14 protein-coding genes are annotated in these 13,749 nt (G+C 60.4%); 13 read left to right on the forward strand and 1 reads right to left on the reverse strand.

Translation table 11 applies throughout. From position 1 onward, the window contains the following. Nucleotides 1–78 precede the first annotated feature (78 nt). The 4 genes from FXY94_RS01180 (at nucleotide 79) to FXY94_RS01195 (ending at nucleotide 5,419) form a co-directional block, all read left to right on the forward strand. Nucleotides 79–429, forward strand: coding sequence for a terminase small subunit (locus FXY94_RS01180; RefSeq protein WP_016663183.1), 351 nt, complete (start codon nucleotides 79–81; stop codon nucleotides 427–429). Nucleotides 430–504: 75 nt separating this feature from the next. Beyond that, nucleotides 505–2,100 carry a hypothetical protein gene (locus tag FXY94_RS01185; protein WP_040386347.1) on the forward strand — a complete coding sequence of 532 codons (1,596 nt, stop codon included), beginning with the start codon at nucleotides 505–507 and terminating at the stop codon, nucleotides 2,098–2,100. Beyond that, nucleotides 2,097–3,386, forward strand: coding sequence for a phage portal protein (locus FXY94_RS01190; RefSeq protein ID WP_147594862.1), 1,290 nt, complete (start codon nucleotides 2,097–2,099; stop codon nucleotides 3,384–3,386). The genes FXY94_RS01185 and FXY94_RS01190 overlap by 4 nt, the downstream gene beginning before the upstream one ends. Next, entirely contained in the window at nucleotides 3,383–5,419 is a 2,037-nt protein-coding gene (locus tag FXY94_RS01195; protein WP_016663186.1) for an HK97 family phage prohead protease, read from the forward strand. The genes FXY94_RS01190 and FXY94_RS01195 overlap by 4 nt, the downstream gene beginning before the upstream one ends. On the opposite strand, the gene FXY94_RS01200 is transcribed toward FXY94_RS01195, so the two are convergent. Then, nucleotides 5,362–5,556 (reverse strand): hypothetical protein, encoded by a 195-nt coding sequence (locus FXY94_RS01200; RefSeq protein ID WP_147594863.1) that lies wholly within the window; start codon nucleotides 5,554–5,556, stop codon nucleotides 5,362–5,364. The two genes, FXY94_RS01195 and FXY94_RS01200, sit on opposite strands and share 58 nt — an antisense overlap. Before the next feature lie 28 nt (nucleotides 5,557–5,584). On the opposite strand from FXY94_RS01200, the gene FXY94_RS01205 reads away from it, so the two are divergent. From FXY94_RS01205 to FXY94_RS01245, 9 genes are all read left to right on the forward strand, one after another. Beyond that, the gene (locus tag FXY94_RS01205) at nucleotides 5,585–6,079 is read left to right on the forward strand and encodes a hypothetical protein (RefSeq protein WP_016663188.1); all 495 of its coding nucleotides are present in this window, start codon (nucleotides 5,585–5,587) and stop codon (nucleotides 6,077–6,079) included. Next, a complete protein-coding gene (locus FXY94_RS01210; protein ID WP_016663189.1) occupies nucleotides 6,079–6,417 on the forward strand; it encodes a hypothetical protein in 339 nt (112 codons plus the stop codon). The genes FXY94_RS01205 and FXY94_RS01210 overlap by 1 nt, the downstream gene beginning before the upstream one ends. Beyond that, nucleotides 6,414–6,677: a hypothetical protein gene (locus FXY94_RS01215; RefSeq protein WP_016663190.1), complete on the forward strand. Its 264-nt coding sequence runs from the start codon at nucleotides 6,414–6,416 to the stop codon at nucleotides 6,675–6,677. Before FXY94_RS01210 ends, FXY94_RS01215 begins: the two co-directional genes overlap by 4 nt. Next, complete coding sequence (locus FXY94_RS01220) at nucleotides 6,677–7,075, forward strand: hypothetical protein (protein WP_016663191.1); 399 nt, start codon at nucleotides 6,677–6,679, stop codon at nucleotides 7,073–7,075. Before FXY94_RS01215 ends, FXY94_RS01220 begins: the two co-directional genes overlap by 1 nt. Before the next feature lie 92 nt (nucleotides 7,076–7,167). Further along, entirely contained in the window at nucleotides 7,168–7,764 is a 597-nt protein-coding gene (locus tag FXY94_RS01225) for a phage tail tube protein (RefSeq protein WP_016663192.1), read from the forward strand. A 126-nt stretch (nucleotides 7,765–7,890) separates the two neighbouring features. Continuing rightward, nucleotides 7,891–8,187 carry a hypothetical protein gene (locus tag FXY94_RS01230; protein WP_016663193.1) on the forward strand — a complete coding sequence of 99 codons (297 nt, stop codon included), beginning with the start codon at nucleotides 7,891–7,893 and terminating at the stop codon, nucleotides 8,185–8,187. A 125-nt stretch (nucleotides 8,188–8,312) separates the two neighbouring features. After that, nucleotides 8,313–8,597 (forward strand): hypothetical protein, encoded by a 285-nt coding sequence (locus FXY94_RS01235; RefSeq protein ID WP_147594864.1) that lies wholly within the window; start codon nucleotides 8,313–8,315, stop codon nucleotides 8,595–8,597. A 12-nt stretch (nucleotides 8,598–8,609) separates the two neighbouring features. Beyond that, the gene (locus tag FXY94_RS01240; protein ID WP_016663195.1) at nucleotides 8,610–12,884 is read left to right on the forward strand and encodes a hypothetical protein; all 4,275 of its coding nucleotides are present in this window, start codon (nucleotides 8,610–8,612) and stop codon (nucleotides 12,882–12,884) included. 9 nt (nucleotides 12,885–12,893) lie between these two features. Beyond that, nucleotides 12,894–13,748 carry a hypothetical protein gene (locus tag FXY94_RS01245; protein ID WP_016663196.1) on the forward strand — a complete coding sequence of 285 codons (855 nt, stop codon included), beginning with the start codon at nucleotides 12,894–12,896 and terminating at the stop codon, nucleotides 13,746–13,748. The last annotated feature ends 1 nt before the right edge of the window (nucleotide 13,749 follow it).

Raw genomic sequence — 13,749 nt, forward strand, 5'->3', positions numbered from 1 at the left:
ACCTGTCCTCTCCCCCCGATGACCCGTGACCCCATCACGCGTTTCTATTTGTCTTTTCAATTGTTTTAGGAGGTGTCTATGGCTCAGAAAAAGCCTCGTGGGCTAGTTGCAGCCGTGGATGCGTCTGTGAAGGCAATGGATTGGCTTGAAGATTCCGATTTGGCTTCGGTTGAACTGGCTCGCACGTACGCGGGCCGGATTGATGAGGCTTTGCGGGCGTTCGATGAGGGCGAGATTGAATCTACCGACTTGAACAAGGTGCTCTATTTAGGGCCGCACATGTTGAACACGCTAAGGGCGCTTGGCGGCGCGCCTCAGGAGCGTAAGGCGTTGACGTCTGATTCTCCTGAGGCCGCTAACCCGTTCGACGAGTTGAAGAAGCGGCGTGCGCGCGCTGAGGCTGCGGCGGCGAAGAAGGTCGCGAAGTAGTTTTCCTGGGATTGGGGGTCGTTGGTGATTCTCGGTTCTAGGTTGCCGCGTGTTTTCACGCCTGAGCTTCGGGAGTTGACGCCGGAAACGTCGCTTGGTTTTGAAGCGGTCGAGATGTGGCGCTCGGCGTTTGGCATGGAGCTCATGCCGCATCAGGAAGAGTTGTTTATCCGGTCGCTTGAGCTTGCGCCGGGTAGTTCGACGCGGGATGAGTTTCCGAAGTTGCGCTTCTCGAACGTGCTCGTGCTCATGGCGCGGCAAAACGGCAAGACTTACACGCTTACGGCGCGTGCGTTGTGGCGGATGTTGATGTGGGAGGGGCCGGGGCAGCGCCCCGGTGAGGGACCTGTGATTTTGGGTCTCGCTCACAAGCTGCAACCAGCGGAGGAGATTCTCGAGAAGGGTATTGGCGTTCTGAGGGCGTGTGAGCATACGCGCCCGTTGATTGCTCAGCGGTCGAACACGAACGGCAACAAGTTCGTGCGCCTCGCGAATGGCTCGAAGTGGCTTACCCAGGCTGCGAACGATGACGCGGGCCGTTCCGAGTCGGTCACTGATCTGTTTTTCGATGAGCTTCGTCAGCAGCGCGATTGGGATGCGTGGACGGCGGCGGAGAACACAACGAACTCGATTTATTCGTCTCAGGTGTGGGGCGTGTCGAACGCGGGTGAGGCGAAGTCGGTCGTACTGAAGGGGATGCGGTCAAAGGCTATCGCGGCGGCCGATTCTCTTCGCGACTGGATTAGCGAGCACGGCTCAGCTGAGGGCTGGGGCGGAGATACGTCGCTCGGCATTTTCGAGTGGTCAGCACCAGAGGGTGCGCCGATTGATGATGTCGAAGCGCTCGCTCAAGCGAATCCTGCAATGAATCGCGAGGCTAATGGCCGCATTCTCGTGACTTCTGAAGCTCTTCTCGCGAAGGCTGCGAAAGTGGGCACGAACGACGAGGACGGCATCCCGGAGCATAAGTTCCGCACCGAAGTGATGTGTCAGTTCGTGACCGTTTCGGCTGAACCGACGTTCCCACCTGAGCAGGTCGAGGCTTGCACGGATAAGGCATCGAGCATTGTCGCGGATAGCGAGCTTGTGTATGCGGTCGACGTTTCGGCCGATAGGAAAACCGGTTGGGTTGGTGTCGCGGGTTGGCGTGACGATGAGCGTGTTCATCTTGAGGTGATTGCGAAGCGCGCGGGCACGCATTGGATTCGGGACTTTTTGAACAATCTCGCGACGCCAGGCCCGGTCGTGATTCAGGGACGCGGTGCTCCAGCGTCGAGCCTTATCACGTGGCTTCGCCAAGATGGCGTGAACGCGCAGCGCTGCGAGGGTAGTGAGCTCACGAACGCTCTTTCGCAGTTGGATGATGCGCTCGCGGAGGGGACGGTTCGGTTCAGGCCGCAGGATGCGCTCTTGCTGGCCATGCGTGACACGGTTCGCCGCCGCGCGGGCGAAGTCACGCTTTTAGATCGTGGCGAATCGCCGGTCGATGCCTCGCCGCTCGCTGCTGTGATGCTCGCGCGGTGGGGCCTCATGAATCTTGACGCGGAAGAGCAGCGCGTCACGGCGTACGGGGACGATTACGGCGAGTGGTACGAGAGTGCCACCGATAGCGAAGGTAGCGATGAGCGCGATGGCGCTGAGGATGAAGAGGGTTGGCGGTGGTGGGCGTGAGCTTTTTCGGTGAGATTTTCGGCCGGATGGCAGCCGCCGCTCAAGCACTGTGGCATCCGACGTCGTTCACGACGGATTTCATGGGCCGCGAGGTCACGTATTTTCAGCATGACACGCGGCGCGCCTTAGACCCGGCGCATATGAGCATCGAAGATTTGTGGGCTACTCAGCCGCATCTTCGTACCGTGATTGATTTTCGCGCGCGAAATATCGCGCAGCTTGGTATGCAACTGTTTGAAGCGGATGGCGCAGCCCGCTCACGGGTTCGCGATGGTGATGTGGCGTGGGTCTTGAAGCGGCCTAACAACTACATGACCGGGTATGAGCTTCTGTACGATCTCGCGGCAACGAAGAGCCTCTACGACCGCGCCTATTGGGTCGTAATGGACGGTGAGAACGGTAAGGAGATTCACCCGTTCCCACCGTCGTGGGTGACGCCACACGCCGAGGCTTATTTCGGGCCGCGCGTCTATCGGATTCAACCAACCGAGTCGGACGCTTATCTAGATTTGCCCGAGGCGCAGGTGGTGGAGTTTCGCGGGTGGACACCGACGGCGTCGCTTACGGCGCAGTCTCCTGTCGAGACGCTTCGCATGGTGCTTGAGGAGCAATATTCGAGCCGTAGGCACCGGCTGCAATTGTGGCGTCGGAATGGCCGCGTCGGTGCGTATGTGACGCGCCCGAAAGATGCTCCCTCGTGGGATAACACTGCCCGGCGCAGGTTTACGGAGATGCTTCACGCATTCACCGGTGATCACGGAGAGCGCGCGGGCGGTATGCCAATCCTTGAAGACGGCATGGACTTGAAGCGGGTCTCGTTCTCTTCAGCAGATGAGCAGTGGGCTGAATCGGTGAAGCTTTCGCTCGAGACGGTCGCCCAGGTGTACCAGATCAATCCGACGATGGTCGGAGTGCTGGATGCTGCGAACTATTCAAATATGCGCGAGTTTAATCGCGCGCTGTACCGCACCTCACTCGGGCCGGATATTCGGTCGATTGAGGATCGTTTGACGGCTTTCGTGCTCCCAAAGCTCGGCGCGCCGTCTTCGCAGTTCGTGAAGTTGAATGTCGAGTCGATGCTTCGCGGCTCGTTTGAGGAGCAGGCGTCGGTTCTATCGACTTCGGTGGGTTCCCCGTGGATGACCCGCAATGAGGCGCGAGCCTTGCAGGATATGCCGCCGGTCGATGGCGGCGATGAGCTTATTACCCCTCTCAATGTGATTGAGGGCGGGCAAGCGTCACCGCAGGACGGCGGGGACGGTAGACCCCCGAAGGAGGATGCATGACCACCGAGAATGTGGCGCGCACAAAGCACTTGACGGTACCGATCAAGGCGGCGGGTGACGGCCTCACCGAGGGGCAATTCACCGGGTACGCCGCCGTTTTTGGCAACAAGGATTCTTACGGTGACGTGATTGTGAAGGGCGCTTTCGAAGAGTCGCTTGGCACGTATCGCGAGAACGGCGCGGGAATTGCTTGCTACTGGTCGCACCAGATGAGCGACCCGGAAATGTGCATCGGTGAAACGGTCGAGGCGCGCGAGGATGACCACGGTCTTTTCGTGAAGGTTCAGCTCGATCTCGACACTGTGAAGGGTGCTCAGGTGTACCGGCTCATCAAGGCTGGTCGCGTGAATCAGATGTCGTTCGCGTACGACATTGAGGACTACGCCTTCGCGCACGATGACGAAAAGGGCGAGTTTCTCGAGCTTCGCCGGCTGAAACTTCACGAGGTTTCGGTCGTTCAGGTTGGCGCGAATCAAGAGACCGAGCTTCTTGACGTGAAGAACCGCCTCAGTCGGTTCAAGGCTGGTCGTGCGATTTCCGCAAAGAATGAAGAAAAGCTTCGCGAGGTGAACCGCCTCGTGGATGAGGTTCTTGCTGACCTCGACGGTGTCGAGGGTGGCGAAGAGAAGGTCGACACTCCCCCGCCTAAGGATGGCGGGGCACTTGACTCCGGCGGCGAGCCGGATACCCCGAGCGCCGAGGGCGTCGGGGAAAAGGGGCCGGATCTCCGGTCCCTTATTGCTTCCATCAACATCGACTCCCTCAGGAAGGGGAACTATCCCATGCCCACACTCATGGAAAAGCGCGACGAGATTCTCGCCGCCGTCAACACTATTCAGGCAAAGGCCGATGAGGAATCTCGCGACTTCACTAAGGAAGAGGCCGCCGAGGTTCAGGCTAAGGCCGCCGAGGTTCGCGAGCTGAACGAGCGAATCAAGGCCGCTAAGACCGCGAAGGATCTTCTCGCGTCGCTTGGTGCGCCCGAGTCGGTCGAGCAGAAGAGCGCCGGTATTGATTTCGGTAGCTCGTTCGGCGACTACGCGACGAAGTCCCTTAGCGATACGCTCGCGCACATCAAGGGTCGCCGCAAGGTTGCCGGCGATGCGGCTGAATACCCGCGCGTGAAGGCCGCTGGCGACACTCACACGGTCACCACGACCGGCGAGGGTGTCCTTCAGCCCGAGATCGATAAGAACATCGTTAGCCTCAACGTTGAGCGTCCCACGGTCGCGTCGTGGCTTGGTTCTGGTCAGCTGACCGCGACTGCCATCACGTATTTCGTTGAGCAGGCTTATGACGCTTCGACTCACGGCAAGTTCGAGTATGTCGCTGAGAATGCGAAGAAGCCGGGCCTCACGTTCCCGCCCTACACGCCGGTGACCGAGTCGCTGAAGAAGATCGCGGGCTGGATCAAGATCTCTGACGAGATGGCGGAAGATACTCCGTTCCTCGTGTCCGAGATCAACAACCGCCTCCTCTATCAGCTCGTCATGATGGAAGAAGCGGAGCTTCTCAACGGCCCTGGCGGCGGCTCGATTGCGGGCATCCTTGGCCGCTCCGGCGTGCAGGTCGAGAAGGCCGCGAGCGAGGCGGACAACCTCGACGCGCTTTACCGCGCACTCACGAAGGTTCAGCTCGCCACCGGCCTTTCGGCTGACGGCGTCGTGATGCACCCGCTCGATTACCAGAAGCTGCGCCTCGCGAAGGACGGCAACGGCCAGTACCTCGCGGGTGGGCCATTCCTCGGTCAGTACGGCAACGGCGGCGTGACGCTTCAGCCTCCGGTCTGGGGTCAGACTCCGATCGTCACGACTGCGATTCCTGAAGGCACCGCACTTGTGGGCGCTGGCAAGCAGGCTGCGACGGTCTACCGCAAGGGCGGTATCCGTGTCGAGGCGTCGAACATTGACGGTGAGGACTTCACGCACAACCGTTTCACGGTTCTTGCTGAAGAGCGCCTCACGCTCGCCGTGCGTCAGCCTTCGGCGTTCGTGAAGGTGTCGCTCGCGTCCGGGGCTGGTGCTGCGGCGTGATGCAGACCTACCTCGTGAATCGCGGCGGGGTTGATCTCGAGATGCAGCTTTCCGATGAGGAAGCGAAGCGCCTCGGGCTTGAGCCTGTCGGCAAAAAGGAGCGCACGCCTACCAATAAGGCGAAGCGCGTTTCTCATAAGTAACTCTCTAATTGACGGGGGCGACATGTTGTTTGAAGTTGATGATCCCGATGAGGTTGCGGCGCAGCTGATTCGGGATTATTGCGGGTGGCATGTCGCCCCCGTTCTTGAAGAGTCGATCATTCTTGACGGGAACGGCGAGGGCCGCATCCTGTTGCCGTCGCGGCGCGTGCTCAACGTGTTCGAGGTTCAGGTTCACGGTGAGGCTCTCGCGGCAAGCGAGTTTGAGTGGTCGCAGGATGGGGTGTTGAAGCGTGTCGGTGGCGTGTGGCCGGATTCGTATCGTTCAATCCGGGTAACGCTCGAACATGGCTTCGATTATGCGGGCGTGCTCGCTGATGTGGCGCGTGCGATAGTCGCGCGCATGAACGCTGATCCGACCGGGGTTATCGCTTCGCAGCGCGCAGGCACACAGTCCGTTTCTTTCCGTTCCGGCGCTTTCGGTGGCGGCGGTGGCGGCGGTCTCTTGTCTACTGAACGCGAGCTTCTCGCGCCATACAAACTGACGTGGGGGCCGTGATGCTCGGCATGATTGGTGAGACGGTGACGGTGCAGCGGTTCGCGGGTGCGACGCGCAATGCTCACGGTCAAAGTGTCGCGTCCTATGCCCCACCCGAAACGGTGAGCGGCGTCGGTGTTGATATTCCCGATGTGTCCGAGCCGCGCGACGGTACGACCGCGAACGTTCGCTTCGACTACCGGCTTTTCTTTCCGCCAGGCATGACTATTGGTGCGCGCGACCGGGTAACCGTGCGCGGACACGAGTGCGAAGTTGAGCAGGCTGGGGAGCCTCTCCCTAACTTTTTCACTGGATCAATGTTTCGCACTGAAGTAACGGTAAGGCGGGTAACTCATTGAGTAAGAAAATCAAACTGAAGTTCAATAAGCGCGCGTTCGAGGATTTGCGCCATGAGGAGAAAGTCCAGGCCGACTTGAAGACGCGCGCAGAGAAGATCGCAGCAGCGGCGTCGAATAACGGCGAGGTGTCCGGCTACATCGTTACCGAGCTGCGGGCCGAGGATCCTCGTGCGGCTGTTTCGGTAATGGCTACGGGCCACGCGCGCTACCACGACCGAAAGAACCTCTCGCTACTGCGGAACATCGAGAAGGGGAAGTAGTGGCCGAGGCGCTAATCTTCCCTGACCCCCTCGAGCTCATTATTGCGGAGATCGTCTCGGATTCTGAGTTTGCGGACGCGTCGATTTCGGTCGATCCGCGACCGGATGATTTCAAGGGGCTTTACGTACACGTCCGTGACGCGGGCGGTCCCGGCGACTGGCAGCACGCCTTCGAGGACACTCGCGTAAGCGTTGAAGTGTCTCACCCTGATTCGGTTGAAGCGTCACGAACTATTCGGCGCATCGACCAGATTGTTCGTTCATTCCATACCGGCGAGGGGCTGTGGCTCGACACGGTCACTCGCCCCTACTACTCCCCCGATCCTGATATGCGTGTGCCCGCGTACATGATGACGCACACGATAAGAGTTCGAGGGATTGAGGTCGCTGCTGGGTAGCTAGTAGCGGATTTTTATTTAGGCCACTAACCGAATTGGTTGGTGGCTTTTCCTTTCACGGGCCGACACAACCTGTCGAAAGGACTAGAGCCATGGCGCTCAACGACATTCTTATTGGTGCACCTGTCACGGCAACCGGCGGCGTCATGCACGCCCCCGTCGGGACGGCTTTCCCGGCCAAGATTTCCGAGGCTTTCTCTAAGGGATGGATTAAGGGCGGGTACGTCGGCGAGGACGGCGTAACCCGCACTATTGACGCAAGCGACGACAAGATCAAGGCGTGGGGCGGCGACATTGTTCGCATTCTCCGTTCCGAGCATTCCGTTTCCTACACTTTCCAGTTCCTTGAGTCGCGTAACGCGGAGACGCTGAAGATTCTCTTCGGCGAAGGCAACGTGCATGTGACCGCTGACGAGGTCACGGTTGATCTCAAGTCGGAGATGGTGCCTCGCCGTTCGTTTGCGTTCGATATGCGCGACGGTGACGCGAAGGTACGCGAAGAAGTCCCGGACGGCCAGATTTCGCTTTCTGGTGACGTGCAGTTCGTGCACTCGGACATTATCCGCTACGAGGTCACGATTGAGGCTTTCCCGGACGAAAACGGCGTGAAGGCTCGTTCGCGCATGGGTGTCGCGAAGGGCACCGGCTCGACTGCCGGCCCTTCGGGTGATGCGGGCGCGGAGTCCTGATTCTCGTCCCCTCCTGATTGTCAGGTCGAGGGGTTTTTCCATGTGTCGGCCCGGCCCCTCGGCCTGGCTCCCTTGAGTCTTTTTCTAGGGCTGACACTTTCATTTCTCTAGAAGGGTTGACACATTATGGCGAAGAAGTTCAAGCGCGTATCGAAGAAGCGTTTCCCGATGGTGCAGTTCACGCTCCCGAAGGTCTATGGGGACGCGGTTTTCGTGGTCCCTGACCTGGGTTCGTTCGATCTGCGCACGCAGGAGGGGATGGAGAACGGATTGGCCAGTCCCATGTTCAAGCTCCTTGCGGAGGCGGGCGTGGACGCTGAGACAATCGAATCCCTGCGCGATCTCCAAGGCGAGGAAGCCACGCAGCTGTTTGAGGCGTGGGGGGCGGCGTCGAAGGTGAAGCCGGGAAAATCCAAGAAGTAATCCGTCTTCACGACGAGTATCCGAGCGCTGTCGAGGCTTCGCTAATTGGGGCGGGGCTTCGATGGCGCTCGGTCGAATCGTCTTCGCCGCGTAGGCGCGTGGAGGCGTGGGCGGATATTACGGCGGTGCTGGAGTCACTTCCTTACGATGCGCCGCTTCGCCGGGTCACGGACCCGGAGTTTTGGTTCTGGTACGACCCAGCGTTTCAGTACGTCGCGTTTATCGCGGAACGTGTTTCGGCGATTGAAGCGAAGCAGCCAAATCAAACGAAGGCTTCGCGCCGCGATTTCTTGAAGGTGAAGCGGCCTGGAGATTCGTCGAAGCAGTCGAAGACTATCGGCTCGACGGCTATGCCGCTCGCGGAGCTGGATGCGTGGCTCGCGGGCGATTTCGTAGAGAAAAGTGAATGAGAGGTGCCGGTCATGGCGCGTGGTGTAGAGCTCGCAACAGCTTATGTGACGCTGACGGCGGAAACGTCGGAGATTTCTAAGTCCATCGGCAAGGCGTTCAGTAACGCTGACCGCGCCGCCGCCTCAACCGGCACTTCGATGGGCCGCGCCCTCAAATCGGCGTTCAATAAAGAAAAACCGGTCGACACTGAGAAGCTCACTAAGGAGCTTGAGAACGCCGAGCGTCGCCACACGGCGGCGGTCGAGCGTGGCGCGCGCGAGCGTGAGGCTGCGGCTCGTAAGGTCGAGGTCGCCGAGGCTCGCGTGCAGGAGGTGCGCGAGAAGAGCATCCGTCAATCGGCGGCGGTGCGCGACGCTGAGAAGGCTCTCGAGCGTGCCCGTGAGTCTGGTGACGCGGATAAGATCGCGGCGGCGGAAAAGCGCCTCGCGGACGCTCGCGACAACGTGAAGCCCACCTCCGCTGACCTCGCGGCGGAAGATCGTCTTATCCGCGCGAGGCAGAATCAAGAGCGCGTGAATCTTGAGACCGCTTCGTCGGTCGACAAGCTCGAAAAAGAGCTGAAGGACGCGAAGAAGGCCGTCAATGATGCGGGCGCGGCAACTAACCCGGTCGCAGCCAAGTTCAAGTCAATGGGCGAACGCATTAAGGCGGCCACTCAAGGCAATTTCGGTAAGGCATTCGCTCGCGTCAAGAAAGACGGCAGTGACGCGGCCAATGATCTCGAGCGCGGCTTCAAGAAAGCGGGCGAGGACTCCGGTTCAGGATTCTCAGCCGGGTTCAAAAAGCTCGCCTTCGCCGCTGGTGGGCTTTTCGCTGTCGACAAGGTGAAAGACTTCGGTGTTGAGTCCTTCATGTCGGCGGCTGATCTGGAGCAGTCGACGGGCGCGGTCGAGACAGTCTTCAAGCAGCACTCGAGCAAGATGCTCAAGTACGCTCAGGACGCCGATCAAGCCCTGGGCATGAGTGAGAACTCGTATAACGAGCTCGCGACGATTCTCGGCACGCAGCTACGCAACGCGGGCATGAAGGATTTCGCGGAGCAGACGAACGACCTCATCGGCCTGGGCGCTGACTTTTCGGCAATGTTCGGCGGCACCGCGACGGAGGCCGTGGAGGCGATTTCCTCGGCACTGAAGGGCGAGCGCGACCCTATCGAGAAGTACGGCATCTCGCTCAGGCAATCGGCTATTGACGCGAAGGCGGCCGAGCTCGGTTACAAGAAAGTCGGCGGCTCCTACGACCAGCAGGCGCAGGCGGCGGCAACGCTTGCACTCATCAACGATCAATCGAAAGACGCTCAGGGCGCGTTCAATCGCGAGCTTCACACGGCCTCGAACGTGATCCAGCGCGCGAAAGCCTGGTACGAGGATTTCGCCGCGTCGATTGGCGAGAAGCTCCTCCCCGCATTCACCGCCGTGGGCAGCTGGATTCTCGACAATGGCATTCCGTTCTTCGATGAGCTGGGTTGGGCGGCTCAGAACCTTTGGGGCATCCTCTTCGAGGGCGACTTCAAGGGTTCATTCTTCGGTATCGAGGAGGACTCGGAAGTTATCGGGTTCCTGTTCGATCTCCGCGACGCGGCCATAGAGGTGGGCCAGAAGGTCGTAGGCGCTTTCAGCGCCATCGACTTCAGCAGGGTCTGGGAGTCCGTGAAAGCCTTCGGAGGCAAGGCGCTGGGCGCTCTCGGGTCGGTTTTCACCGGCCTCGCGCCGATGGTGTTCGGGATCTTCTCGAACGTCGGTCCGGCCATCGGCGAAGCTGCAAGCAATGTTATTCCGGTCGTGCTCGATTTCGCGGGCACGGTTGTGGATACGTTCGTGTCGCTGTGGGAGAAGGTTGGACCGTTCCTTCAGGCTGCAATTGACGGCCTTACCCCTATTATCAAGGGCGCTATCGACTCTATCGCCCCGGTTCTCGCGACTGTGGCCGATATTCTCGGCCCTGTCATTTCGTGGCTAGGTGAGGCGCTCGGAGCGGTCGTGGAGTGGCTTACGCCGCTCGCTCCGGTTATCGCGGTCGTGGCAGGTGTGTTCGTGACCTTGGGCGCGGTTATCGGGCCGGTTATCGGGTTCATTAGCACCTTGGTTGGTTGGGTTAGCTCGGCCATTGGCGCTATTACCTCGGTCGCTTCAGTGATCGGCGGTCTTATTACTGCGGTCACGGCGCTTATCGGCCCTATCGGTTGGATTGTGATTGGTGTCGGTGCGGCAGCGGCTGCGCTTTGGGCATTCTTCACGAAAACGGAAACCGGGCGCGGGATTGTCGAAGCAGCCTGGAACGGCATCAAGGGCGCTATCGGCGCTGTCGTCGATTGGGTGGTCAATACCGCCTGGCCGATGCTGCAAGCCGTCTGGGACGGTATCGCGGCGGGAGCCCAGTGGCTGTGGAAAAGCGTCATCGAACCGGTGTGGACTGGTATCAAGTTCGCTATCGCGCTCGCTGTCGCGGTCATTATGACTGAGATTGACGCGTGGGTGTGGGTTTTCAAGAATGTCGTCGCGCCGGTGTTCGAGTGGCTTTGGCATAGCGTGATTGAGCCGGTATGGGCTGGTATCAAGGGCGCTATTGGTGCTGTTGTGTCGTGGTTCCAGAACACGGCTTGGCCGGTAATCTCGGTCGTGATTAATGCTCTGAAGACGGCGTTCACGTGGCTGTGGCAGTCGGTCATCATCCCCGTGTGGAACGGCATCAAGAGCGCGATTCAGGCTGTCGTGTCATGGTTCCAGAACACTGCGTGGCCAATGGTCTCGCGTGTCATTAGTCAGTTGCAGAACGCCTTCAACTGGCTGTGGCGGAACGTGATTATCCCGGTGTGGAGCGGGATCAAGTCTGCGATTTCTGCGGTCGTGCAGTGGTTCCAGGGGACGGCGTGGCCGATTATCTCGCGCGTGATCGGGTCGATCAAGAACGCGTTCAACGTGATGAAAAGCGCGGTCGGTGCCGCGTGGAACGGCGTGAAGAGCGTCGTACGCCCGGTCGCGGATTGGTTCTCGAGCACGGTGTGGCCGAAGATCTCGGGCGTCACCGACAACATCAAAAAAGCCTTCAACACGATGAAGGACGCGGTCGGTAAAGCTTGGAACGGCATCGAGGAAGCCGCGAAGAAGCCCATCAACTTTGTTATCGACACTGTTTATAACAAGGGCATCAAGGGGAACTTCGACAAGATCGCGGGCACGTTCGGCCTGAAGAAACTCCCGTCGTTCGCGGGCTTCGCTCGTGGCGGCATCCTCCCCGGGTTCTCGCGTATGCGGGACGGGGATGACCAGCTCGTGCCAATGCGGCGCGGTGAGGGCGTCCTCGTGTCTGAGGCGCTCAGGACGGCGCGCGACAAGGCGGCGTTCCTCGCTGTGAATAGCGCTGGCCGTCGCGGCCAGGGTTTCGCTGACACTATCGGGTTCGCCGGTGGCGGCATCCTCGATAAGGCGGGGAGTATCGCTGGTGACGTGCTCGATGGTGGCAAGAAGCTGCTGAAGGGTGCGTGGGATTTCGTCTCCGACCCTGTGGGCGCGTTCAAGGGCCTAGTCGGTGGTCTTATTGGGAAGATCCCCGGCGCGGGATTCTTCAAGGACCTCGCCCTCGGTGTGGGCCGGAAGATTCTCGACGGCGTCGTGAACAAGGTGCAGTCGGTGTTTAGTCCGGCTGGTAACCCGGATGCAGCTCCCGTGAGTGTGCCGCCTGGGGCGTCGCGTTCGCTGGGGTATGCGCAGGCGGTGGCGCGGCGTTTCGGTCTCACGATGACGTCGTTTAGGCGTGGTGGGGCTCGTACGGCGGGCTCCGGCTCGGTGTCGCTTCACGCACTGGGGCGCGCCATGGACTTCTCGAACAGTTCAGGCCCTACGCCGCAAATGATGGCGTTCTTCAACGCGATGCACCCCCTTCGCCCGACGGAGCTGCTCTACTCCCCGGCAGGGTCGAGGCAGTGGCGGCGCTCTGGCCGCATGGCCGACACCTCGGGTGTTACTAAGCGCATGCACTACAACCACGTGCACGTTGGCTTCGCGCAGGGTGGCATTATCCCCGCGTCGATTGTCGGCGGGTTCAAGCCCTATCTGCACGATAACGGCGGCTGGCACATGCCGGGCAAGCTCTCGATCAATCAGACGCAGAAACCGGAAGCGGTGCTCACTGCTAGGCAGTGGGAGACGGTCGAACGGTCGCTCAATCACGCGACCAGTAGCGGCATGACGATCAACGTTACTCCCCCGCCGGTTGATGACCCGGGCACGTGGGCGCAGCGCATCGGCGACACGCTCAATCTTCGCGGCGCGCTTCTCTCGATCTAGGAGGATTCAATGGTTCACGTTCGAACAGCGGTTCTCACAGATCGGGAGGGCGCGCCCGTTCTCGACCTCTCGGACGGGAGGCGCGGGAACGACGCGGATTGGATCGTGGAGGACGTTGCGGGTTGGTACGGCGGCTCAGGCGTGCGCGGCGAGAAAGTGGACCGATTGCAGCACGGTTCGCACGTCGCGCGCGCCTGGCGCGACTCTCGCGCGATGACGATCCACGGAATGGTGCTTTGCCGCAACTCGGACGTTCGCGATCACGAAGAGCGCCGCCTCTCAGGTGTCCTGTGGGATGGACTTTTCGGTGAACTCTCGTGTGATGACGGGGACGCGGTTCTCGCGTCGAACGTGCGCCTGGATGCGGCCCCGCAGATTGTGAAGATGGGGACGACGGCGCTCAGGTTCCAGGTGCCGCTTATCGCTGATGACCCGTTTCTTTACGCGCCGGAGCAGGTGACGTTTCTTCACCCGGTGGGCACGGGTATCGGCCTGGAGTATCCGTTGTTTCATCGTGGCGGCGTGCTCACGTTCGGCACGGGCGTAGCGGCGGATGACCCTATCCGTAACGCGGGGAATGCGGAGGCGTGGCCGGTGTTCCTCGTCGTGGGTGATTTCCCGGGCGGTTTCGAGATCACGGTTGGTGGGCGGACGATTACGTGGCCGTGGCCTACAACGAAGGCGCGCCCGGTCGAGGTTCGGATGGATGGCTCGATTTTCGAGGCCGGTTCAAACATGACTCACCGCGCGTCTCGCCGGGATTGGGTGAGTATTCCCCCGGGTGGGGTTATTGCGCCTGAGTTCAGTGCATTGCAGGGCGGCGAGGGTTGGTGCGAGGTGCACCACCGAGACACTTACATTTAGG

Source organism: Dermabacter jinjuensis (assembly GCF_902381725.1).
Lineage (GTDB): Bacteria > Actinomycetota > Actinomycetes > Actinomycetales > Dermabacteraceae > Dermabacter > Dermabacter hominis.